The sequence below is a fragment of the Lwoffella lincolnii genome (genome assembly GCF_037201985.1).
GTDB classification, from domain to species: domain Bacteria; phylum Pseudomonadota; class Gammaproteobacteria; order Pseudomonadales; family Moraxellaceae; genus Psychrobacter; species Psychrobacter lincolnii.
This window is the reverse complement of the sequence record NZ_CP147511.1, coordinates 173,378-199,004: the sequence shown is the minus strand read 5'-3', so window position 1 is coordinate 199,004 and position 25,627 is coordinate 173,378. Positions and strand designations below refer to the sequence as shown.

Genomic DNA, 25,627 nt, shown 5'->3' with positions numbered 1-25,627 from the left:
TTACTCGTCTTCTGCCACTTCTTCTCCCAAAAATCCACCACTTTGTCTTGCCCATAATCGTGCATACACTCCATTTTGAGCCAACAGTTCCACATGGCTACCCTGCTCTACAATTTGCCCTTTATCCATCACCACCAGTCTATCCATTGATGCAATCGTTGATAATCGGTGAGCAATGGCAATCACTGTCTTACCTGACATCATGTCATTTAAGCTATCAGTAATGGCGTGTTCCACTTCACTATCAAGTGCTGATGTTGCCTCATCAAGGAGCAAAATCGGAGCGTTTTTGAGCATGACACGAGCAATGGCAATGCGTTGACGTTGCCCACCAGAGAGTTTAACACCACGCTCACCCACTTGCGTGTCTAAGCCTGTGTTGCCTTTGGCATCGGATAACTGTTGAATAAACTCCCACGCATGAGCTTGTTTGGCAGCGTTGATAATGTCATCATCGCTGGCAGTAGGACGACCGTAAGCAATATTCTCTCGCACAGTACGATGTAGCAAAGATGTGTCTTGGGTTACCATACCGATTTGTTGGCGTAAACTTTCTTGGCTCATCTGAGCAATATTTTGCTGGTCAATTAAAATCGCCCCAGAATCCACATCATAAAAGCGTAACAGCAAGTTGACCAAGGTTGATTTTCCTGCCCCACTGCGACCGACCAGCCCTACTTTTTCACCTGCTTGAATGTGCAGATTAAACTCATTTAATAAATGGTCATGTTTAGCCTGATTGTCTTTTAGATGACTGTTCTCCATCTTGATGCCATCATAAGTAAACTTAACATCATGAAACACAATCTCACCCTGATTCACCTTTAATTCTTGGGCGTTGGGCTGGTCAATAATGGCATGTGGCGTGGATAAAGTGCTGATGCCATCTTGCACAGTACCAATGTTTTCAAACAACGTTGCTGTCTGCCACATAATCCAATGGGTCAGGCCATTTAACCGCAATGCCATCGCTGTTGCTGCGGCAATTGCCCCCACTGTTATCAGACTGTCTTGCCACAGATAAATGCCAATCACTGCTGTACTGCCTATCAATACCACGCTGGTAAGATGGTTAATCACTTCCAACCAAGTAACCCATCGCATCTGCCCATGTACCGTCAGCAAAAATTGACGCATGGCATCTTTGGCGTATGTAAGCTCACGGCGTGAATGGCTAAATAACTTCACCGTGGCAATATTGGCATAAGCATCGGTGATGCGACCTGTCATCAACGCACGAGCATCAGCTTGACGACTGGCGGCCAGTTTTAAACGGGGAATGAAAAACCACAGAGACAAAGAAAACATCACAATCCATAGCATAAACGGCACAAGCAACCATTTATCCAAACGAAACAATATCACCCCAGTGGTTAAAAAATACACACTGACATACATCAGCATGTCCCCCACGGTCATGATGGTATCACGCACGGCCAAAGCGGTTTGCATGACTTTAGCAGACACTCTTCCAGAGAACTCATCTTGATAAAATTGCATGGACTGACCCAGCATGTGCCGATGAAATCGCCATCGCATTTGCATGGGGAATACCCCCTGCAACACCTGAAAATGCACCAAAGAATTCAGCCATATCCACACAGGACTTATTAATAACACCACTGCCATCAGTGTCAGCATGTCTCCTTTGGCTTGCCACAGCTCACCTGGCGAATACTCACCCAGCCAATCTACCAGATTGCCTACCCAAGCAAACAGCAACGCCTCATACACCCCAACGCCAGCGGTAAATACCATAAACAGCAATAACCAACCCCTTAATCCATGGGTACATGCCCATAAAAACTTTGCTAATCCATCTCTTGGCAAAGGAATGTCATTGTCTGGATAAGGTGGTAAACGAGTTTCAAAAAAATGAAAAAGAGCGTTCATAAATTAAAATCAATGCTTATTGATTTTTGGCATAAACAGGGAACTTAGCACACAATACTTTGACCTTTTCACGAATTGTGTCAATCACTGCTTTATCGCCCTTGCTGTCTAAAACATCACAAATCCAAGCCGCCAACTCAGTCACTTCCGCTTCTTTAAAGCCACGAGTGGTCACCGCTGGCGTACCAATGCGAATGCCTGAGGTTACAAACGGAGACTGTGGATCATTAGGTACGGCATTTTTATTGACAGTAATAAACGCATCACCCAGCCATTTATCTGCTTCTTTACCTGTTAAGCCTTGCCTAACCAAACTAATAAGCATCAGATGATTTTCTGTGCCACCCGAGATAATGTCATAACCACGCTCTTGAATAACAGATGCCATCGCCTTGGCATTTTGCACCACTTGACGCTGATAAGCCTTAAAGTCATCTTGCAAAGCTTCTTTAAAACAGACCGCCTTAGCTGCAATCACGTGCATCAATGGACCACCTTGATTGCCAGGAAACACCGCAGAATTTAATTTTTTGGCAAGTTTGTCATCACGAGAAAGTATCAAACCAGAACGGGGGCCTCGCAAAGTTTTGTGAGTCGTCGTACTCACCACATCAGCAAATGGCACAGGGCTTGGATAAATGCCAGCAGCAATCAAACCCGCCACATGTGCCATGTCCACAAACAGATATGCCCCAACGCTGTCGGCAATCTCACGGAAACGTTGCCAATCAATGATTTGCGAATAAGCAGAAAAGCCAGCAATAATCATCTTAGGTTGATGTTCTTTAGCAAGACGTTCAACTTGCTCATAATCAATCAAACCAGTTTTTTCATCTAACCCATATTGCACAGCATGATAATTGATGCCAGAAAAATTCACACGAGCACCGTGAGTCAAATGACCACCTGCATCTAAACTCATACCAAGCACCGTATCATTGGCATCTAACAACGCCAAAAATACCGCTGAGTTGGCTTGTGAGCCAGAATGTGGCTGCACATTAACATACTCAGCCCCAAAAAGCTCTTTAGCGCGTTCAATGGCAAGTTGCTCAACCACATCAACATGCTCACAACCACCATAATAACGCTTACCAGGATAACCCTCAGCATATTTATTGGTCAAATCACTGCCTTGAGCCTGCATGACCATTTGTGAACAATAGTTTTCTGATGCAATCAGCTCAATATGCTCTTCTTGACGTTGACTTTCTTGTCCCATTGCCTCAGCAAGAACAGGGTCAAAATCTTGAATACTCACATTATCATACATTTTTATGTCCTTTTATGAATAGGGGAGATAAATTGTGGGGAAGCGTTCGCATTTAAGTGTATCACGAATAACAAGCAAAAAACGACTGCTTTATCTTGCCAACAGACGTTTTTGAAAAACTGGTAAAAAAGTCTCTGTTATCAATAAAGGCCTGCCATACCAATCATAACTTGTCTGTCTTTGCCATCCTTGTTGGGTATTCATTATCACACGAGAATTAGGTAAAGCAGTCTGGCGTTTAAACAACACATAACCGATTGGCGTATTTTTTAGATGCTTTAAACGCTTGGCATCACCTTGCAAGCCAATTAAAGGAAAAACACTTCGTGCAGATACCCAAGGTTCATCATCATCACCATAAAGCCAAACCAGTCTATTCCAAGCCATCATAGGGCGACTTAGCAAACCAGACTCAACAAATCCTAGTTGTCGTTTTTGAATTAAACTTAAAGGTTCAAAGCCTTCAAACACCCTATCAACCCTTAACGGCTGATTAGCCACCTGCTCAAGCAAAGCAGTTAATGAACCTTTAGCATAAAGATAAGGCAATAAATTAACTGGCAAAGACTGATGATAACATGACATATACTTATAATAACAACCAAACTTTAAAAGATAAAGAAACAACATAAAAAACAAAAAAACACCCCCCTTCTATTGAAGGGGGGGGTATAATAAAGGGAGCTGACGATGACCTACTCTCACATGGTTAAACCACACTACCATCGGCGCTAAGACGTTTCACTACTGAGTTCGAGAAGGGATCAGGTGGTACCATCTTGCCATTGTCGTCAGCAAAGGGGGAATCCTGCAAACACAGGAGAATAGAAATGAATCTGATAAAAAGGACAAATCAAAGCCATAAAACCACAGGTAAAATCAACAACAACCACATTATAATACAAAACCAATTAGGCATTGTATGGTCAAGCCAAACGAGCAATTAGTATTGGTTAGCTACATGTATCACTACACTTCCACACCCAACCTATCAACGTCGTCGTCTACAACGGCTCTTTAGGGAAATCTCATCTTGAGGTGGGCTTCCCGCTTAGATGCTTTCAGCGGTTATCCCATCCGAACATAGCTACTCGGCAATGCCACTGGCGTGACAACCGAAACACCAGAGGTTCGTCCACTCTGGTCCTCTCGTACTAGGAGCAGATCCTCTCAAATTTCCAACGCCCACGGTAGATAGGGACCGAACTGTCTCACGACGTTCTAAACCCAGCTCGCGTACCTCTTTAAATGGCGAACAGCCATACCCTTGGGACCTGCTTCAGCCCCAGGATGAGATGAGCCGACATCGAGGTGCCAAACACCGCCGTCGATATGAACTCTTGGGCGGTATCAGCCTGTTATCCCCAGAGTACCTTTTATCCGTTGAGCGATGGCCCTTCCATACAGAACCACCGGATCACTAAGACCTACTTTCGTACCTGCTCGACTTGTGGGTCTCGCAGTTAAGCGCGCTTTTGCCTTTATACTCTTTGAACGATTTCCGACCGTTCTGAGCGCACCTTCGTACTCCTCCGTTACTCTTTAGGAGGAGACCGCCCCAGTCAAACTACCCACCATACATTGTCCTCGATATTGTGAATATCTAAGTTAGAACCCCAACATGACCAGGGTGGTATTTCAAGGTTGACTCCACAAATACTGGCGTATCTGCTTCATAGCCTCCCACCTATCCTGCACAAGTCAGGTCAAAGTTCAATGTAAAGCTGTAGTAAAGGTTCACGGGGTCTTTCCGTCTAGCCGCGGGTACACAGCATCTTCACTGCGATTTCGATTTCACTGAGTCTCTGCTGGAGACAGCGTGGCCATCATTATGCCATTCGTGCAGGTCGGAACTTACCCGACAAGGAATTTCGCTACCTTAGGACCGTTATAGTTACGGCCGCCGTTTACTGGGGCTTCAATCAAGAGCTTCGCTTACGCTAACCCCATCATTTAACCTTCCAGCACCGGGCAGGCATCACACCCTATACGTCCACTTTCGTGTTTGCAGAGTGCTGTGTTTTTAATAAACAGTTGCAGCCACCTGGTATCTGCGACTGCCAATAGCTCAAAGAGCAAGTCTTATCACCATCGACAGCGTACCTTCTCCCGAAGTTACGGTACCATTTTGCCTAGTTCCTTCAGCAGAGTTCTCTCAAGCGCCTTGGTATTCTCTACCTGACCACCTGTGTCGGTTTCGGGTACGATTCGTTTATGACCATCGTTTAGAAGCTTTTCCTGGAAGCAGGGTATTTGCCACTTCACGGTACTTGTACCGCTTGCTATCAGATCTCAGTATTAGTTCGGCGGATTTGCCTACCAAACCTACCTACATCCTTCCACCTGGACTACCATCGCCAGGCTGGCATAACCTTCTCCGTCCCTCCATCACATCATAAACAAGTATCGGAATATTAACCGATTTCCCATCGACTACGCCTTTCGGCCTCGCCTTAGGGGTCGACTCACCCAGCCCCGATTAACGTTGGACTGGAACCCTTGGTCTTCCGGCGAACGGGCTTTTCACCCGTTTTGTCGTTACTCACGTCAGCATTCGCTCTTGTGATACCTCCAGCATACCTTACGGTACACCTTCTCAGGCTTACACAATGCTCCCCTACCACTTAATTGAAACAATTAAATCCGCAGCTTCGGCTCCTAGTTTGAGCCCCGTTACATCTTCCGCGCAGGCCGACTCGACTAGTGAGCTATTACGCTTTCTTTAAAGGGTGGCTGCTTCTAAGCCAACCTCCTAGCTGTCTGTGCCTTCCCACCTCGTTTCCCACTTAACTAGGAATTTGGGGCCTTAGCTGGCGGTCTGGGTTGTTTCCCTCTTGACGACGGACGTTAGCACCCGCCGTCTGTCTCCCGGATATCACTCATCGGTATTCGAAGTTTGCATCGGTTTGGTAAGTCGGTGTGACCCCCTAGCCGAAACAGTGCTCTACCCCCAATGGTGTTCGTCCGAGGCGCTACCTAAATAGCTTTCGGGGAGAACCAGCTATCACCGAGTTTGATTAGCCTTTCACCCCTATCCACAAGTCATCCCCTGGCTTTTCAACGACAGTGGGTTCGGTCCTCCGATGCCTGTTACGGCACTTTCAACCTGCTCATGGATAGATCACTCGGTTTCGGGTCTATACCCTGCAACTCATTCGCCCTTTTAAGACTCGGTTTCCCTACGGCTCCCCTATTCGGTTAACCTTGCTACAGAATATAAGTCGCTGACCCATTATACAAAAGGTACGCCGTCACCCGACCACTTAATCGTTCTGATTGTCAAATTGTGATTTGACACGATTCATCAAGAAAGTTCTCATACGACCATTATTTTTTATGGTTCGTTCTCGCTTTCTTGCTACTTGTTCGTTAATGTAGGCTTCACAATAAACAATACGCCATGTTCTTGCTCTGGTTGAGTAAGTTGTGCCATTGTTATGGTCATCAATTCTTTGTTTTAAATTGGTGGTAAAACCAACATAAAACTCATCATGATTATCCATGTTTTGTATGACATAGACGTAGTAAAAATTCATTGTTATCCTCAAAACGATTAAGTGGTCGGGCTCCGACTGCTTGTATGCACACGGTTTTAGGTTCTATTTCACTCCCCTAACAGGGGTTCTTTTCGCCTTTCCCTCACGGTACTGGTTCACTATCGGTCAGTCAGGAGTATTTAGCCTTGGAGGATGGTCCCCCCATCTTCAGACAGAATTTCTCGTGTTCCGCCCTACTTAATGTGTCGCTTAAACAGTTTCGCATACAGGACTATCACCTACTATGGTTGGCTTTCCCACGCCATTTTGCTACTGTAAAATTGATCGGCTCCTCCCCGTTCGCTCGCCGCTACTTGGGGAATCTCTTTTGATGTCTTTTCCTCGGGGTACTGAGATGTTTCACTTCTCCCGGTTTGCCTTACACAGTAAATTGTGTAATAACCAACTTGTGTTGGTTGGGTTTCCCCATTCAGAAATCGCCGGGTCACAGGATATTGCCACCTCACCGACGCTTATCGCAGGCTGTCACGTCTTTCTTCGCCTCTGACTGCCAAGGCATCCACCATGTGCACTTCATTACTTGACCATACAATCCTAATTAGTCTTGTTTGGGTAATTGTAGTAACGATTTTACCTGTGTTTACGCTTGATTCAGTTCTCTTTACTTTAGGTGATTGTATTGGGTACAATCACCATGGTTAATAAATTACGTTGGTTAATTTATTAACCCAGACTCATTTCTATGTTGTTAAATAGTAAGTGATAAACTTCGTCAGTTTATTTTGTGAAAGCATAAATAAGAAATCTTATTTAAATTGCTTATGTATGCTTTGTTTTTGTTCGCTTGCCTGGTGGAGCCAAGGAGAGTCGAACTCCTGACCTCCTGCGTGCAAGGCAGGCGCTCTACCAACTGAGCTATGGCCCCATAAATGGTGGGTCTAATAAGATTTGAACTTATGACCCCCGCGTTATCAACACGGTGCTCTAACCAGCTGAGCTATAGACCCCGAAAGCCGTTAAAAAATTGCATCGCAATTTTTGGTCTGAACTTAAAAAATGCTTATGCTCTTTTTTTAACTTAATCTTTTAACCAAAAAACAACTTGTTGTGGATTTTTACTTACCTAAATGCTTCGTTAAGGAGGTGATCCAGCCGCAGGTTCCCCTACGGCTACCTTGTTACGACTTCACCCCAGTCATTAACCACACCGTGGTGATCGCCCTCCTAAGTTAGGCTAACCACTTCTGGTGCAATCAACTCCCATGGTGTGACGGGCGGTGTGTACAAGGCCCGGGAACGTATTCACCGCGGCATTCTGATCCGCGATTACTAGCGATTCCGACTTCATGGAGTCGAGTTGCAGACTCCAATCTGGACTAAGATAGGCTTTTTGAGATTGGCATCACGTCGCCGTGTAGCTGCCCTCTGTACCTACCATTGTAGCACGTGTGTAGCCCTGGTCGTAAGGGCCATGATGACTTGACGTCGTCCCCGCCTTCCTCCAGTTTGTCACTGGCAGTGTCCTTAAAGTCCCCGACCAAGTCGCTGGTAACTAAGGAAAAGGGTTGCGCTCGTTGCGGGACTTAACCCAACATCTCACGACACGAGCTGACGACAGCCATGCAGCACCTGTATGTGAATTCCCAAAGGCACTCTCGCATCTCTGCAAGATTCTCACTATGTCAAGACCAGGTAAGGTTCTTCGCGTTGCATCGAATTAAACCACATGCTCCACCGCTTGTGCGGGCCCCCGTCAATTCATTTGAGTTTTAACCTTGCGGCCGTACTCCCCAGGCGGTCTACTTATCGCGTTAACTGCGTCACTAAGCCTTTAAAAGACCCAACGACTGGTAGACATCGTTTACAGCGTGGACTACCAGGGTATCTAATCCTGTTTGCTACCCACGCTTTCGAACCTCAGTGTCAGTATGATGCCAGAAAGCTGCCTTCGCCATCGGTATTCCTCCAGATCTCTACGCATTTCACCGCTACACCTGGAATTCTACTTTCCTCTCACCTACTCTAGTTTATCAGTATCAGATGCAGTTCCTAGGTTAAGCCCAGGGATTTCACATCTGACTTAATAAACCACCTACGCTCGCTTTACGCCCAGTAATTCCGATTAACGCTCGCACCCTCTGTATTACCGCGGCTGCTGGCACAGAGTTAGCCGGTGCTTATTCTGTGGGTAACGTCAGAACCTATGGGTGTTATCCATAAGCTTTTCCTCCCCACTTAAAGTGCTTTACAACCATAAGGCCTTCTTCACACACGCGGCATGGCTGGATCAGGCTTTCGCCCATTGTCCAATATTCCCCACTGCTGCCTCCCGTAGGAGTCTGGGCCGTGTCTCAGTCCCAGTGTGGCTGATCATCCTCTCAGACCAGCTACAGATCGTCGCCTTGGTAGGCCTTTACCCCACCAACTAGCTAATCTGGTTTAGGCTCATCTTATAGCGAGAGCTATAAAGCCCCCCTTTCACCCTTAGGTCGTATGCGGTATTAATTCGAGTTTCCCCGAGCTATCCCCCTCTATAAGGTAGATTCCTAAATGTTACTCACCCGTTCGCCACTAATCAGTCTAGCAAGCTAGACCTCTTCGTTCGACTTGCATGTGTTAAGCCTGCCGCCAGCGTTCAATCTGAGCCATGATCAAACTCTTCAGTTTAATCGACTCATTCTTACTAGCAAATTCGCTTCGTTTGTTCATTTGTTTGAATTAACTTGGTCATTTACTGATTCGAATGATTTGTTTCTTTCGCCTTAAGCTTTTGCTTAAGTTAGCTTTGCTTAAGACTGTTTCTTTAAAAGCCATTTTTTTGTCAGTAAAAATCCACACAAGTTGTTTCTTGGTTCGTTGTTATATAGTTCTGTCTGTGTCGTCCACTAGACTTGCTTGCTTCGCTTTACTATATTATGTTGTTAATATAATTAGCGTCGCTTGTTGTTTTGCTTTTTTATTACAATGTTGTTTTGTTTGGTTGCTGTTTGTTGTTAGCAACTATCAATATCAGTTTGATACGTTTTGTCATTGTGAGCTGACCAGTTTATCATGGTTTGATTTTCTGTCAAGCTTTTTTTTAAGGTTTTTTGCTTTAATTTTTTGACTTTAAGTTGATGTTTGACTTTATGTTTAACTTTAACTTGAAGTTTGGTTGATTAAAGTTTTTTACCTTTTTTGTTTCTTAACTTAAGTTGTTGCTCTTAAGTTGTTCGCTTCCGCTTTCGGTCTGCTTGACCTTTGGCTTGGTTTGTTGCTTTAAGTGCGAGGTATTATATAGGGTTGTTGGGTAGTGTCAAGGGGTTTTTTTGGTTTTTTTTAGATTTTGTTATTTTTTAGATTTTATTATGTTGTTAGAATGGGATTATGATGGGTGGTGTTGATTGTATGTTATTTTATTATGACTGTGGGAGTATTATGATGATGGGAGTGTGTGATGACTGGGTTGTTAATTTTTGACTTGGATGGGACGCTGATTGATAGTGTGCCTGATTTGGCGGTGGCGGTGAATGCGATGCTTGATGAGTTGGGATATGAGCAGGTTGATGAGTCGGTGGTGCGTGGTTGGGTGGGTAATGGGTCTTTTAAGTTGGTGGAACGGGCGTTGTTGTCGGTGAGCAAGACGGTTGATGAGAGAACAGATGGCCAGATAACCATGGCGACAATAACGACGATGGGGCCATTAAGCGATGTGGTGCAGATGGCACATAAGGTGTTTTTGCGTCATTATGGTGCGTTATGTGATGGTGAGTTGTGTGCGATGCAGACAGTACCTTTTGCTGGGGTAGATGATGGGCTTTGGCGGTTGCGTTCGGCTGGATTTGAGTTGGCGTTGGTGACTAATAAGCCAATGCGGTTTGTGCCTAAGTTGTTAGGGCTGTTTGGTTGGGAAGATTTATTTTCGGTGGTGTTTGGTGGCGATAGTTTGCCAGTGAAAAAGCCTGATCCGTTGCCTTTGTTGATGGTGTGTGAGCGATTGGGGGTTAATGTGTGTGATGCGGTGATGATTGGGGACAGTAAAAATGATGTGTTGGCTGGTCAGTCGGCTGGAATGGCAACGGTAGGGCTAACATATGGTTACAATTATGGTGAGCCAATTGCGATGAGTGAACCAACATGGGTGTTTGATGAGTTTGGTGGGTTGGTTGAGCATTTATTATCCTCGATAGCTTAATGCTTCGGTTAGGTGAGGGGTGTCAATCTGTTCACTGCCTGCCAAATCAGCAATGGTGCGGGCGACTCTAAGTACTCGGTGATAACTGCGTGCTGATAGGTTTAGGCGTTGTTGGGCGGTTTGTAACAGTGTTTTTTGAGCATCTCCCAGTAGGGCATAACTGTCCAGCTCGCTTGAGGTAAGCTCGTTGTTGACTTTGCCTTGTCGCTGTTGCTGACGTTGATGGGCTTGACTGACTCTTGCTCGCACACTGGCAGAAGATTCACCTGCTTGGGTGGTTTGTAGGTCAGTTATGGGCATGGCAGGAACGGCGATGTGTAAGTCAATGCGGTCAAGCAGTGGTCCTGAGATTTTGTCTTGATAACGTTGAATGGCTTCAGGTCGACAATGACAGCGTCCTGATGGGTCTCCATAATAACCACATGGGCAAGGATTCATGGCAGCAACCAGTTGAAAATTGGCTGGAAAGGTGGCCTGCTGATTGGCTCGGCTGATGGTGATGGTTTTGGACTCAAGAGGTTGACGTAAGACTTCTAACACTTTACGGTTAAATTCTGGCATTTCATCTAAAAATAGCACGCCTTTATTGGCAAGGGTAATTTCACCTGGCTTTGGGCGTGAGCCACCACCCACCAATGCCACCGCACTGATGGTATGGTGAATGGCACGAAAAGGACGTGTGCCATAAGCATAATCGGTATCAGCGACTGAATAGATGCTTGCCACTTCTAAGGCTTCGTTATCGGTCAAATCAGGCAAGATACTGGGCAGTCTTGATGCCATTAGGGTTTTTCCTGAGCCTGGTGGCCCTTTAAACAGTAAAGAATGACCACCCGCTGCGGCGATTTCTAACGCTCTTTTGGCATGCAGTTGCCCTTTAACATCGGCTAAATCTGGCTGATGATGGCGTGTGTGTTGGCTTGGTTTGGCGACAACAGGGGTTAGGCGATGCTTGTCATCATCGTCTGTTAATGGGGCAAAAACCGCTTGTAAGTGTTGGCAAACGGCTTGTAAGCTGTCTGCTGCAAGCACCGTAATATCTGCCACTCGACTGGCCTGTGCGCCATTGGCTTGGGGAACGATAAGGGTCTTTAGGTTCTGGGTCAGAACAGAAGAGTGTGTTTTATCCGCTTGTTGATTGGTTTTGTGTTGGCTGGTTTTATGGTTGTCTGATTTGATGGCTCGTGCCACTGCCAATGCCCCTGATACAGGACGCAAATCACCGTTTAATGCCAATTCACCAATGAATTCATAATCGGTCAGCCAGTTTGGGTCAATCTGCCCACTGGCGGCTAAAATGCCCATGGCGATGGGCAAATCCAACCTTGACCCATCTTTTGGCAAATCAGCAGGGGCAAGGTTAATGGTAAGACGACGATTGGGAAATTGAAAGTTAGAGTTGATGATGGCAGAACGCACCCGATCTTTGCTCTCTCGTACGGCAGCTTCTGGTAGGCCAACAATGGTCAAGGCAGGCAAGCCCTGAGACAGATGAACTTCAACCATGACAGCAGGGGCATGCAATCCCACGACCGAACGGGTACTTACTTGGGCAAATGACATAGGTTTCCTTAGACCAGATTTGATTAGTCTCCGATGAATGGACTAAATTTGCTATAATAGCAATAATTTTACCGTCTAACCACTGATATCCCAAGGTAGCCAACATGCAAGAACACGCCTTTACTGAGCGACAAGATGATAGTAATGTCAATCCTTACGCTCGTCAAAACACCCAATTTACTTTAGAAAAAAATCTATTTAATGAAGAACTGATTCATAAATATAATCGCTCAGGTCCCAGATACACATCTTATCCAACTGCCTTGGAATTTACTCCAATTAAAAATGGGGTGGAAGAACAGATTTTACAAAATAGGGACACTCGTGTGCCATTATCGTTGTATTTTCATATTCCATTTTGTCGACATTTGTGCTACTACTGTGGCTGCAATAAAATCATCACCAAAAAAAACAGCGATGCGGGGAATTATTTGGCCTATTTGTTTGCTGAGATTAGACATAAACGCCAGCTATTGGGAAAAGAAAAACCCATCGTCAAACAGCTACATTTAGGTGGTGGTACGCCCACATTCATGCAAGATGATGAGTTGGCTCAATTATGGACATTTTTACAAACGCAGTTTGACTTTGTGCCAGAAAAAGAGGGCGATTATTCCATTGAAATCGACCCAAGAGAGTTAACTGACAACACGCTGATCGTATTAAGAGAGCTTGGCTTTAATCGGGTGAGCTTTGGTGTGCAAGACTTAGAAGAGAACGTACAAATTGCGGTCAATCGAGTACAACCAGAAGAGCTGGTGCGTAAAGTGATGGACGAAGCTCGGCGATTGGACTTTCATTCCATTAACATTGATTTGATTTATGGTTTGCCCCACCAAACCATTGCCAGTCTTGCTAATACAGTGGACAGAATTATTGACATTGCGCCTGACCGTCTGTCGATATTTAATTATGCCCATTTACCAGAACGTTTTAAGGGACAACGGCAAATCAAAGAAGAACATTTACCAAGTCCTGCTGATAAACTGACCATGCTTGGCAACACCATCAATGCGTTAAGCGAAGCTGGCTATCAATACATTGGCATTGACCATTTTGCCAAACCTGACGATGAAATGGCGGTGGCTCAACGAGAAGGCAAGTTGCATCGTAATTTTCAGGGTTATACCATTTTGGGAGATTGTGATTTATTAGGTTTTGGGGTATCTTCCATCAGCCAAATTAATGCCAATGGTCATCGCCATGTTTTACAAAATGACACTGATTTACAAAACTACCAACAACTGATAGATGAGCATAAACTGCCAGCGGTTAAGCACATTGATGCTGGCATTCGTGATCAGTTGCGTGGTTATGTCATCATGAATTTATTGTGCCATGATTATATTGATTTTGCTGATGTCAATCACCGATTTGGTATTGATGCGCTGACGTATTTTATTGAAGAAATCCAAGCGTTGAGGGACATGCAAACCGATAAATTGGTAGAGATAGATGCCAAAGGCATTCGAGTGCTGCCAAAAGGACGCTTATTAGGGCGTAATGTGGCGATGGTATTTGATGACTATTTGGAGAAAAAACATACAAATCGGTTTAGTAAAGTGATTTAGCACAACCACAAATTTAAATCATTCCAAAATCAATTTTCAATGCTTAAATATCGATAAAAAGCTCCAAAACAAAAAACAGCTCCCATTAAGGAGCTGTTTTTTTTAATCATTTTTATGGTGTGTTAGAATTTCACATGAGCACCGACGCTCATCAATTTGGCATTGCCATTCAACCAATCATAGCCAGCTTCGATGCCAACATTTGGTATGGGTTGAAAGCCTACGCCCACGCCACCTGCCAATGAAGTTTTGTCTTCAGTGTATTTAAAGCCTGTGGCACTGCCATCGACTTTTGTCTTGGCAACACCCAGTTTGCCTTTGGCATAAATGCCTGTGTTGGGAACACCATAGCGGTATGTGCCATAGACACCGTATGTTTTGGCATCAAATTTACCTTTAACACCATCATGGGTTAAGTCAGCTTTACCAGAACTAATAAATTCAGCTTCCACACCAAAATTGGGGTCAAAGTTATAGCCACCATAGATGCCATAAGCCATTGGGTCTTTATTGGTAATTTTTTTATTGCTTTTACTATTACTATTGATTTTAACATCTAATTTACCAGCTTTAGCACCAACATAAGGCTGACCATAAGCTGTTGAATCATAGACAGCAGCTTGAGCACCTGCGGTCATGAGACTGCCAACAGCTAGGGTGATAAGGGTTTTATATGATGTTTTCATCGTTGTGTCTCCTAATGGGTTGATGATGCCAAACTGATTGAACGGATTAACACGTTCTAAAATCATCTTGGCTAACGATGGGGAGTATAGTAACAAGATATTTCATGCTGTATGTGCAAGTTTTAAGAGAGCTGAGTTAAGTTTTGCAAGTAATATCATAAACCATGTAACAATCGAGTGTATTTGAAATGTTTTGTTAATTTTTATTGCTAAAACATGCCATATGCGATATCTAATTGATGAGATTGGTGTGCTTGAATGCCATACTTGGACACTATAAATGTGAGCCATCTATCATGACTGGACGTGTTGCCAGCCAGCCCATGAACACATTAAATACCATCAAGACAAATAAAATGACCAATGGCACATGCCAACTGCCCAAATATTCATGCAAACTGCCCATGCCCAAAGGACCAATGATGGCAATGCCATAACCAATTGTCTGTGCCATGCCAGATAGGTTACTTGCTTGCTCAGTGTCATAAGTTCGCATTCCTATCATCATGATACACATGGTGAATATCATTGCCCCACCCAACCCCATACATGCTGTCCATAACCAAGCCAAACTTGGTGAAGCAAATGCCAAACCAGCCGTTCCCACCACATTAATCAACGCTGCAAACATCGCCAATGGACGCACCCAACGTCGACGCCCCATGAATACCGTCAATGCCAAAGTTGCCAAGGGTGCCATCACTTGATAAACCATGCCTATATTGCCTGCGGTGATTGGGTCTAGCCCTTTACTTACCCAAATGGTTGGTAAAAAACTGGCAACCGTATAAAACAGTAACGACTGCAAACCCATAAAGACAGCAATCTGCCAAGCCAACGGGGCTTGCCACATACGAATGTTTGGCAAATTGCCCATGGCAAATGAGCTTGATGCTGTGGCATTAGCAGTTATGCTGGAGGCGGTTTTGTCAGCCAACCTTGAGCGTATGGGCAACCATAACAGACACGCCATGATGCCCAATACTGCCCAACTGCCCAAAGCCCACCGCCAACCAAGCCATTGTTCAATCGGCAAAACCACCCCTGCTGCCACCCCTGCCATCACTGACATGCTGGTACTGAATATGCCTGTTAGCAAAGGAATGTGCCTTGGTGTTAATTGTTTAATGGCTGGAGCAGCCAAAGTATTGGCAATGGATATGGCAAAGGACAACAGCACCGTACCAAATAAAAACGGCCACCACCCCACCCACAACACTCGCCATAAGATACCCACTGTCATGAACACAATAGACAACAGTAATAAATTGCCCAAACCAAACCGTTTGGCAAGCTTAGGTGAGACCAACGCCCCAAAGGCAAATAATACCATTGGCACTGAACCAAGCCAGCCCACCTCAACTGCACTGATGTTGAGTGCCTCTTGGATCACATTGACCAAAGACCCCAACGCCACGATGGGGCTGCGCATGTTGGCTGCCAACAATATCATGCCAATCAATACCAGCCAAAACTGACGCCGACTGACTGTATCTGCCCCAGATTGCATTTGAATGGGGTTAGGGCTGGGGTTAGGCGTTATGGGCGTGGACATAAGATGACTTTTGATGATAACCACCCCACAAACAAAATCACCAACTTTTGGCACTGATGCCACAACCGTGGTTGTTTTGCATGGTGGCAACATCAGGGGTGGCACTGGAAGTCATGCACTTTAAATTATGGCTGTCCAGATATATTTTAGACGCACCCATCAGATTGCTGTTTGGTTCTGCCACCATCATCCAATCACGTCCGATGGCGACGATGTTGCTCAGTGCTGATGTCTGTGCTGTGGCAGTCGGTGGTACCAGTGAACTGGGTGGACTGGTTGGACTGGTTGAACTGCGGTTGGTTAAGGTGATGATGTAGCGATAATTTGTCGCTGTGCTGCCTGTTGGCACATAAATTTGGGTGTTGCCCACATCATAGCAGTTATTGCCTGTGCCACAACTGCTTGGGTGAAAATTACGATAGCTTAGGCTGTTGCTACGCCACCGCTCCAGTTCAACAGCCAGTTGTTGCATTTTAGCCTGAGCTTGAGCTTCGGCATTACGAATGACAAACTGACGATAGGACGGTATGGCAATCGCTGCGATGATGGCGATGATTGCCACTGTTATCATCAGCTCGATTAATGTAAAGCCCTGATTGCTCAGTCTATGTTGCCCATTGCTGGCGATGTTGGGCAGGTTATGATGTGTTGTGCTTAACATGGGTTACCATCCAATTATCTGCTGGTGGATTAGGGCTTTTCATACCATTGTCTGGGTTGTAGCATATAGCGTTGGCTTTCGATGCTCAACTCACCTGTACCATCGCCTGCAACACTGCTAGCAGCAGAACCGCCACTGGTAGCGATGTTGGTTTGATCCAAGCCAATGATCGGCGGATTATTAGGTGAAAAACTGCCACTTTGGTTGCCAAGCCCCACGCTGGGTGGTCTGAGTCTTTTACCAGCATCAGTACCGAAATCCACTCGATTTTGTTTTTTGATTTGTTCGGTTATTGATGTGGTGTTAATCAACACACGTGCATCAGTTCTGTCTGAGCTGATGGGGCCAAAGTTAAGTTCTTGTAAGCCTTGCCCTGCACGGATAAAGCCTGCTGTGCCATTTTTAGATTGGGTGTATCGCTTTTGTGATGCGGGCGTGCCAGCAGGGTCCATACATATGCCATAAGGCAGGCAGTACATTTGTCGTTCTGTGCCACCTGCAATTTTAGCGGTACAGGCATTGGCGTTTGAGTAGCTCATGTCTGGGTTAAAGACGCTGATGTATAAGTGGTTTGCAAAGATGTCTGACTTACCCACACCTTTGCCATAACGCACATCACTCCAACCATCAAAGCGTGTTAATGGATAATACCAGCCTTGTTTAACCCCATTTATCATAAGATTCATCGTTGTGGTACGGACAGTGTCAGAATAGCCAGTAGATGGCACAGTACCCATGGTTTTTGGTAAATCAACAAGTTTGTCATTTGTTAGGTCTTTCACTTTTTTATCAAAATTACTATCAAACAAGTTAATTTTGGTAACATCGGTATCAATGATGCCATAGACACGGTCGGCATATTGGTTGTCATCACGCATCTTAGATAACGGCGAACTTCTATCACCAGAGACAATGTTAATCAGTGCAAACAATTGATTGCTGGTTGGGTTGCGATGAATGCTCACCACGGGCATTTCATAAAAGCGATGTGTGTATTTGGCGTTAGCAGTATTTTCGTATTCATTTTTTAGTAATTTGGTGATGCTACTGCTGGTGATGTTTCCATCTTTAAAGTCCACACGGAACAGCTGTCCACCAAGGTCGCCAAAGTATAAGTGGTCAGTGATGCCATCAGCGTTGCGGTCGATGGCAGAAATGCCTGCCACAATGCTATGTTTTAGGTCTGAGTTTGTTATTTTTGTTCCATTGCCATTGCCATTTGTGTTTGATGCACGCCACAGTAGCTGTCCTGATTTGGCGTCAACGATATAGACGGCGTTGCCTTTGATGTCGGTCTTATTAGAACAATTTTTTAGATTACTATCAGTTATGCCATGTTGAAAACCTTCATATTCATAGCACATGTCATAGCCACCACCAAAGATAATCACGTCGGTGCCATTGGTGTCAGATTCACTTTTTTTGATACGTGCCAGTGTTGGTTGATTCCAGATATGACCGATACGCTCAAAACCTTGCGTCTTGCTATCTATCAAAGCACTGCTTTGACTGGTAAATGCCTTGTTGGGTTTGGTTTTATCGGTGATGTCCAATGCCAACAGCCCCTCGCCGCCCAGACGCATGCCACCATATGCCAAAACCTTGTCAGCTGGCTTGGCTTTTTTGGTAGTGTAGTCGTAATCATAGCTATTTTTAAGTACCCAATGACCATCTATGCCAAATTTAGGCACACCAGGAGCACGGCCGTTAGAGTAAGTTGAGTTGGGTACTAAAGCTTCAGGCTGTGTTTGCATCATGATTCTAGGAATGATGGCAACATCTTCTGTGCCACCGCCATTGGCTTGGTCTTTGGCATTGACCAAATGCAACGCCCCATCCATACTACCAAAAAACACATAATCTTGACGGTTTGTGTCCAACACACGCCCTTTATCATCAAGACTGGCCCCATAAGAGACGGCGACGGGCTTACTGTGGATAGAGGCACCCAAGACTTTATTGGCGTTCGAAGTTTTTTTCAATACCAAGTTTTTCATCTTGATATCAGGCATGTCATACATCTCACTTAGATTTTTGGTGTATTTTTCCTTGCCATTTTCTTTGTAGGCTGCTCTCTCAAAGCCCAAAAACTGCAATAGCATAAGTTTGTTCTTTTGGGTATAGGTGTTAGTATCTACCAAGTCATCAAGACCAGTTACTGTACCCCAAAACCCATCAACAGTAATTTTCTTAAAAGTGGTGGTTGTTTGACCTTTGGCGGTTAGGTCTTCAACATAAAGGGTGCGGATATTATCAGTTGGGTTAGGGTGATTGGGGGCTTTTAAGTTGCTGTATAGGCCACCAACCGTAACCGAGTCATGTTTTTCACCTGGTTTGGCAGAGCTGGTATTCGCCCATAAATCTGCAGTACCTCCATTAAGGTTGCCCGCCACATCAGTAAACACATTGGTGGATATGTTTGTGTTGTTTTTGCCTTGTAGCGTGCCGTTGTGCAGGTTGTATTTTTTGACGTTGCCTGGCCAGATGTTGCTGTTAGACCCACCACCCACACGAGGTTCTACCGTGGGCATAAAGGCATAAGGCATCTCACCGATGGCCTTAAAGGGGTCTTTAGGCACGGTGATGACCCCTGATGGTGATGAGGGCAAGGTGTTATCTAACGATGAAATAAAGTTAACGATACTGTCAGCGATGTCTTGTGAACTTTGGGTATAAAAGAAGCCCCCTTCGCCATAGCCTTCACCTCGTTGTCCCCATTTACAGGCATTTTTGGCATCTTGAGATGCACCTTGGGTATTACAGTCATATTTTTTGGTGGCAGCGTCGTAATCTAAGCCTGCAAAAGAAGTGCCGAAGCCTGCCACCGCCGTTTTAATCGACACGCCAGCAGGGTTTTTGGTGGGGTCATTCAGGCGTTTGGCATATTCACCGATGTATTCCCACGCACCCGTTTCTTCACCAAATAAAGATTGTGTGATTGGTGGTGATGTCAGCCCTGTTGGAGCGATGGTTGATGAAAAATTACCTTTATCACCCAATGACAGGTTCATGACATTGGCTGCGATGCTTTTTCTTGAAGAGTTTGGCACACCGTCGGTCAAGAAATAGATGCCGTTGGCAGAGCATTCGCCTTTTTTGGCAATTTTGGTGTAGTTACTGCCAGTTTTGGCAGCATTTGTTGAATAATCAAACCCACCCATGTTATAACCATCTTCATCAGCGACTTTTGTTGCCTGTCGTGGTGCTGGATAGGTATTCATATAATGGCATATGACGGTACCTCTGGTATAATTCTCTTGATGTAAGAAATTATAATCTTTGCCATCTACACGTACTCCTACATGACAGCTATTATTAGACCACCACCTACGAGAAGCTTGGTGTTTATAATATCTAGAACAAGTATTATTTTTTGGGTTAAAATCTTCCCCACTGGGGCAACCATAATTACCCAAAATGTCTTTGGTTTTTAAGGCAAAGGGGCTGGTTCGATAAAGCACCAACTGACCACCCACATTGTCTTGTCCATAAAATTGACCATTCACATTACCAGCGTGGTTAAATTGGTTAAGCCATACCAAGCCAGTAACCGTCTCTAAATCCAGCGGTTCATAAGGCACTTTACTCCAACCACCAATTAAGTCACTAAATTTCATATTCAAAAGACTGCTGACATTTTGCCCATCCCATTTATTAATACAAGCAATGATGTCTTCACCCGGTCTAGGATGTTCGACATAACCCACAGATTTATTACAAGTAAAGTAAATTTGTTTATTAATATTGTGGTTGTAGTGGGTGGAACTGCCGTCATAAATCAACTTGACCTTTTCGCCTTTAGGTAAATAGTTATAAACATGCCCTGTGTTGGTACCCAGCATGGCAGCGCCTGCTTCTGCATAAGCTTGTGCGGTTGGTGTTCCCCCTGCGGCTTTGTATTCTTCTGGTTGATTTTTACTGGACGCTTTTCTGTCAGGGTTAGCTGTGCCATCTTCATTGGTAAAGCCATCGACCGATTTAAACTGTATTAATGCTTCAATCAGTTTATTGCGATGCTCGGGGGTTAATGGTTTTGCTTCCACCAAAATTGTGCCTGAATGGCTATCTACCAAGCGGTTTTGGGTGTCCGTTACCTTAAAGGGGGTATAAGAAGAATAATGCCCCAATCCCATGATGATGCTATCTGAGACGCTCTTAGAACTTAATAGTTGTATCAATGCCTCTTTCATACGTGATAAGCGGTCATAGACTATTTTATTACCATTACTCTTATCATAACATCCACGTAAATAGTAAGTGTGTGTTTTGCCATTGATGACGGTAACTTGTTTTTTTGTCGGTGGGGCATCATATTTCCATTGTAATACCTTTTTGCCATCATGATTGCTATCTATCCCTCTCTGTGCAACTGCTTCATGTGTGCAAAGCGGTTTGTCCACATCACCAGGGCTGCCGTATTTATTGTCTTTTGGCAACACAAGAGAGCTGATGCCCATCGAACCTGACGTATCAATCATCATCATCAGGCTGGTTTCACCACCTTGAGCTTGTTGATAAATCTCTAAATCACCAATATTTTTAACATCAACGTCGGCTTGTAGAGAGTTGCTTGCCAATAACGCCCACATCGCCACAAACAGATGACTAAACATCACTTTTGGCATGGATATTGATGGTTTGGCGAGTTTGTTTTTAAGTTTCATTATGTAGTGTCCTTGTGCGTCTTTTGGCTAACTGTCTATTGCCGATTGATTATCCTGCACAACAGTGGGGGTTATTTTATATCCTAAGGAACGGCGACTGTGCCACATCCAGCAGCAATTATCCCATTGCCTTTACCCAACTGGGTACAAGGGGTAACATTATTGACAAGTTCTACGGCAACTCGCTCCATCAGTTGTTTATTTGGCACACTGCGTGATGCCAAACAACGGCTTAACGCATCTGCCGTATTATTATTGATATAGCAAGTTGTTGTGTTGCCATAGGCTGGAACTGCCGATACCGATTGAATGTCAAATAGATGCTTACCTCTGGTATCCACACCGCCATCACCTGAGGTAGATAAGTTGGTTTTTTCTCTGACACTCTCAAATGGACCTTGTGAGCCTGTTGGTGTTCTGGTAACGTGCACTTGAGTAGCTACAGTCTGTCTTGCACTAAGATAGCTATCGGCTTGTTCAGGCTTACATCTACCAAAGTTATATTTAGACAGCACCCCACCATTGCGCAAAATGGTGGTTACTTGAGTGTTTAATTGAAATTGTCTTGGGTTATAACAATAAATCATCTGGTCATTATCGGCATTGGGGGAATTGTTGATAAAATGCCCAAAGATGCCATTATCACGGTTAACCATACCGACATATATGGGATCGGTTACAGGGCGATTGACGGCATCTTCTAGCTTGGCATTCGCTCCATCAGCCCCTTGTAGTAGCAAGGTATCTATCTGACTGCTACTGACCAGCCTAAGATCAGTCTGACTGCGCCTAACCGCCACCACTCCGATACTGATGATTAATATCAACACCAGCAACACGACAATCAACGCCACCCCCTGTTGCTGACGATGACCACTAAAGCCAAGACTGCTTTGGTGATATGACGGATTGGCAAAATCTGATTTCATAAACTAGTCCAATTCATTGACTCTTTTCGTTCTAAAAAATTACCTAAATCTACCCAACCACAAATTTGGTATCTTCTTTCTGCTTCATTGTTTGTTGCCTTTGCCGTTTAGCATGGGTCTTACTTGATTTCCTCCCCTCCCTAAAGTGAGGAGATTCCTTCCACAAGATAGTCAAGACTGACTGTAAACCTTAGACCGTGGCATTCGCCCGTATACGACACACCGCACTACCGTTAGGATCGTCGAAAGACACGAACTAATTTAAGTGTGTGTTTGGAAACGTTTTACCAGTTAAGTTACTGCGTACTCGCAATTTTGTCTTAACTTAACTGTTTTATGTAAGACGTTGAATATGGTGCAATGAGATAAATTCCACAGACTGATACGGTGGGACTCACCGTCTTGTTAACTACCTAGACAGTCAACCTTTTTGTTGCGTTGTTTAAAATACTGAGACTGGCGTTAATGTCCCTGCCGTGCATTGTGTTGCAACTTGGGCATTGCCAGTTTCTGATATTCAAAAGTAACTCACCCACTTTAAAACCACAGTTTGAGCAAGTTTTAGAACTGGAATAAGGCCTATCTACTTCCTTAATGTCTTTATCTTTCTTAATACTTTTGTCCCATTGTTCTGCTTTATAAATCATAGCGGTAATGTGTTGTTTTCAGTCTGCCTTGCGTATAAGTCAGTGGTTTTATGACAATGGAGAATAAAGTGTGTCCAAGACAATTAATTGTATGCCTAGATTACTGCCGATATCTAATGGTTAGATAAACGAACTACATGCTCACTTACTATGTAGATTATCATGCCAAATAAATAAATCAAGACCGCATTTATCATTACCGACGAAATGACAAAATAATCAAATAATCTGAAGATAGAACCGCCACAGACCAGATGGATATATTATCTTTACCTTTGATGACAGTAAGATAGGGATTTTTTAATTGAATCATGATATCTGTGGATAAGCACATTGCTTTTGGAGAAATTTACGTCAGTCCTATGATAAAAAACCCATCATACCGCCTTGCCAAGTTCTTTTGCTTTTTGGCGTTGCTGACTTTGTTTGGTGGTTTGCTCATTTTGGGTGTTGTTTAAAGCGTTGTTATCGTTGTTTAGGCTGTCGCATTTGTTGGGGTCATTGCCACAAAATTGACAATATTCATCACCCATCAAGTTCGCCACACCACCGCAAGACCCTTTTAATGGTTGCTTTTTAACCATGTAGCCGATGCCCATGAACAAAAAAAACAACACAAACACGGCAAAAGTGATGGCAATAATGGGCAGTAGCTGACTGAGCATGATGATTCCTAAATGGTCTTAAATAAGATTATACGGCGTGTTGGCTTATCAACACGCCCTGACAAGTTTATGGTTCATGTCATTTATGTTTTATCATAACAGAAATGACATGGCAGGCATGACAAAAGCATGTTTTAATTTTGCAAAGAGCATCAAAAATCCTGATGACAGGCACAGCTAGCAAGACACAGCTAGCAGAACACAGTTAAAACGTCTGTACTTGGGTGTGTTCGTCAATCATCATCGCACATCTTCACAAGCTTCTTCACAAGCTGCTTACAACATCACATGAATGACCATATAAACCCCTGCCCCAGTCAGATAACCCAACAACGCCAGACCGCTGATGCGTTTTAGATACCATGTAAAGGGGATTTTTTCCATACCCATGGCAGCAACCCCAGCCGCTGAGCCAATAATCAAACAGCTACCACCAGTCCCTGCGCAATATGCCAAAAAGTGCCAAAATGCCCCATCTTGTACAAATTGACTTTGCCTTGCCAATTCAGCACCTGTCAAGCCAGTCAAATCTGCCGTTGTCAATAAAGGATACATTTTCATTGCCCCTGCCACTAATGGCACATTGTCCACCAAAGATGACAGCAGACCAATGAGTATGTTAATCACGTATAAATTACCAAAGTTTTGATCCAACCACGCCCCCATATGCCCCAAATGCCCTGACGTTGCAAGGCTAGACACCGCCAACAAAATACCCAAAAAGAATAAAATGCTTGCCATATCAACTCGAGACAATACCCCCACCACGGTAACTCGTTTTTTAACTTCCCAAGAGTGATGATGATGCTTGATTTCGGTAAAAATCCACAATATCCCCACACCAAATAAAATGCCCATATAAGGGGGCAAATGGGTGATGGTCTTAAACACAGGCACAAATGCCAATGCCGACAAACCCAATGCCAATACCGATTGACGCATGGCAGGGCTGATGGGGTTGTTGGTTGATAACTGGGTTTGTGCGTTATCCTTGATGGTGTCATCAGATTTATCGGTTGAATAAGATTGTGTGGCACGATCAGCTTGATGATGCAAATCAGCTTGATGATGCAAATCAGCTTGATGATTAACAGCAGCTTGATGATTAACAGCCATCATGCCATCAGCAACAGCAGGACGACTGACCTGCTTGCCCCTGAGCATCATCGACAGCACTGCCAAAGGAACAATGGCTGCAACAAGGCTGGGCAAAATCAAATCCACAATGATGCGATTGGCATTGATTTGATGCCCAATCCACAGCATGGTGGTGGTAACATCACCAATGGGCGACCATGCACCGCCTGCATTGGCACAAATCACCACTAAGCCCACATACCACCAACGCATCTGTTTGTCAGCCACCAGTTTACGTAATAGCGATACCATCACAATGGTGGTTGTCAAATTATCTAACAGTGCTGATAAAAAGAAAGTCAAACCGCCAATGGTCCAAAGTAGGCTAACAGCACTGGTTGTGGCAATGCGTCTGGTAATCACTTCAAAGCCATCATGAGCATCTATCAGCTCCACAATCACCATTGCCCCCATCAAGAAAAACAAAATCTCAGCAATTTCTGACAAATGATGTCTTAACTCCACATTGAGCAAGGCACTGACATCAAGACCAGCACCGCCATGACCACCGTGAGCCATGTTGGTCATGGTAGCAACATCGCTAGCCACATCACCACCTGCCAGTAAAACATCTGCCCCCAACATCAATAGCGTCCATAATATGGCTGCGGTCAACAATGCTGATGCTGCCTTATCCACATGAATGTTATGCTCTAACGCTATCGCCAGATAACCCAATATAAACACCACCACCATCATCACATACATGATT

Annotated in this window: 14 protein-coding genes, 2 tRNA genes and 3 rRNA genes; 2 read left to right on the top strand and 17 right to left on the bottom strand. The window is 44.4% G+C overall.

Annotation, left to right across the window (positions count from 1 at the left end; genetic code table 11):
* From WDM69_RS00910 to WDM69_RS00875, 8 genes are all read right to left on the bottom strand, one after another.
* Nucleotides 1-1,893, bottom strand: a complete 1,893-nt coding sequence (locus tag WDM69_RS00910) for an ABC transporter ATP-binding protein (protein ID WP_338755494.1) — start codon at nucleotides 1,891-1,893, stop codon at nucleotides 1-3.
* Nucleotides 1,894-1,909: 16 nt separating this feature from the next.
* A complete protein-coding gene (gene glyA / locus WDM69_RS00905; protein ID WP_338755493.1) occupies nucleotides 1,910-3,166 on the bottom strand; it encodes a serine hydroxymethyltransferase in 1,257 nt (418 codons plus the stop codon).
* A gap of 90 nt (nucleotides 3,167-3,256) precedes the next feature.
* The gene (locus tag WDM69_RS00900; RefSeq protein WP_422393259.1) at nucleotides 3,257-3,730 is read right to left on the bottom strand and encodes a chorismate--pyruvate lyase family protein; all 474 of its coding nucleotides are present in this window, start codon (nucleotides 3,728-3,730) and stop codon (nucleotides 3,257-3,259) included.
* Nucleotides 3,731-3,848: 118 nt separating this feature from the next.
* Nucleotides 3,849-3,962 (bottom strand): 5S ribosomal RNA (rrf, locus tag WDM69_RS00895).
* 126 nt (nucleotides 3,963-4,088) lie between these two features.
* A 23S ribosomal RNA gene (locus WDM69_RS00890) occupies nucleotides 4,089-7,249 on the bottom strand.
* Nucleotides 7,250-7,512: 263 nt separating this feature from the next.
* Nucleotides 7,513-7,588, bottom strand: a tRNA-Ala gene (locus WDM69_RS00885).
* A gap of 5 nt (nucleotides 7,589-7,593) precedes the next feature.
* Nucleotides 7,594-7,670 (bottom strand) — tRNA-Ile (locus WDM69_RS00880).
* 129 nt (nucleotides 7,671-7,799) lie between these two features.
* Nucleotides 7,800-9,330, bottom strand: a 16S ribosomal RNA gene (locus WDM69_RS00875).
* Together the 16S, 23S and 5S rRNA genes with 2 tRNA genes alongside form the textbook arrangement of a ribosomal RNA operon.
* A 769-nt stretch (nucleotides 9,331-10,099) precedes the next feature.
* Between WDM69_RS00875 and WDM69_RS00870 the strand changes: the two genes are divergently transcribed.
* The gene (locus tag WDM69_RS00870; protein WP_338755491.1) at nucleotides 10,100-10,837 is read left to right on the top strand and encodes a phosphoglycolate phosphatase; all 738 of its coding nucleotides are present in this window, start codon (nucleotides 10,100-10,102) and stop codon (nucleotides 10,835-10,837) included.
* Here WDM69_RS00870 and WDM69_RS00865 read toward each other — a convergent pair.
* Nucleotides 10,820-12,400: a YifB family Mg chelatase-like AAA ATPase gene (locus tag WDM69_RS00865; RefSeq protein WP_338755490.1), complete on the bottom strand. Its 1,581-nt coding sequence runs from the start codon at nucleotides 12,398-12,400 to the stop codon at nucleotides 10,820-10,822. The two genes, WDM69_RS00870 and WDM69_RS00865, sit on opposite strands and share 18 nt — an antisense overlap.
* 104 nt (nucleotides 12,401-12,504) lie before the next feature.
* Between WDM69_RS00865 and hemN the strand changes: the two genes are divergently transcribed.
* Entirely contained in the window at nucleotides 12,505-13,971 is a 1,467-nt protein-coding gene (gene hemN, locus WDM69_RS00860; protein ID WP_078308440.1) for an oxygen-independent coproporphyrinogen III oxidase, read from the top strand.
* Between the two features lie 122 nt (nucleotides 13,972-14,093).
* Here hemN and WDM69_RS00855 read toward each other — a convergent pair whose 3' ends face one another.
* The 8 genes from WDM69_RS00855 to nhaD form a co-directional block, all read right to left on the bottom strand.
* Nucleotides 14,094-14,657 (bottom strand): porin family protein, encoded by a 564-nt coding sequence (locus WDM69_RS00855; protein ID WP_078308442.1) that lies wholly within the window; start codon nucleotides 14,655-14,657, stop codon nucleotides 14,094-14,096.
* Between the two features lie 274 nt (nucleotides 14,658-14,931).
* Nucleotides 14,932-16,212: a CynX/NimT family MFS transporter gene (locus WDM69_RS00850; RefSeq protein ID WP_240494969.1), complete on the bottom strand. Its 1,281-nt coding sequence runs from the start codon at nucleotides 16,210-16,212 to the stop codon at nucleotides 14,932-14,934.
* A 37-nt stretch (nucleotides 16,213-16,249) separates the two neighbouring features.
* Entirely contained in the window at nucleotides 16,250-16,873 is a 624-nt protein-coding gene (locus WDM69_RS00845) for a type IV pilin protein (RefSeq protein ID WP_338755489.1), read from the bottom strand.
* 29 nt (nucleotides 16,874-16,902) lie between these two features.
* Complete coding sequence (locus tag WDM69_RS00840; protein ID WP_338755488.1) at nucleotides 16,903-21,537, bottom strand: PilC/PilY family type IV pilus protein; 4,635 nt, start codon at nucleotides 21,535-21,537, stop codon at nucleotides 16,903-16,905.
* An 83-nt stretch (nucleotides 21,538-21,620) separates the two neighbouring features.
* Nucleotides 21,621-22,466 (bottom strand): hypothetical protein, encoded by an 846-nt coding sequence (locus tag WDM69_RS00835; RefSeq protein ID WP_338755487.1) that lies wholly within the window; start codon nucleotides 22,464-22,466, stop codon nucleotides 21,621-21,623.
* Nucleotides 22,467-22,879: 413 nt separating this feature from the next.
* On the bottom strand, nucleotides 22,880-23,113 hold the full coding sequence (locus WDM69_RS10015; RefSeq protein ID WP_078307615.1) for a zinc ribbon domain-containing protein: 234 nt from the start codon (nucleotides 23,111-23,113) through the stop codon (nucleotides 22,880-22,882).
* Between the two features lie 377 nt (nucleotides 23,114-23,490).
* Complete coding sequence (gene nqrM / locus WDM69_RS00830; RefSeq protein ID WP_078307616.1) at nucleotides 23,491-23,778, bottom strand: (Na+)-NQR maturation NqrM; 288 nt, start codon at nucleotides 23,776-23,778, stop codon at nucleotides 23,491-23,493.
* Nucleotides 23,779-24,054: 276 nt separating this feature from the next.
* Entirely contained in the window at nucleotides 24,055-25,623 is a 1,569-nt protein-coding gene (nhaD, locus tag WDM69_RS00825; protein WP_338755486.1) for a sodium:proton antiporter NhaD, read from the bottom strand.
* Between the last annotated feature and the right edge of the window lie 4 nt (nucleotides 25,624-25,627).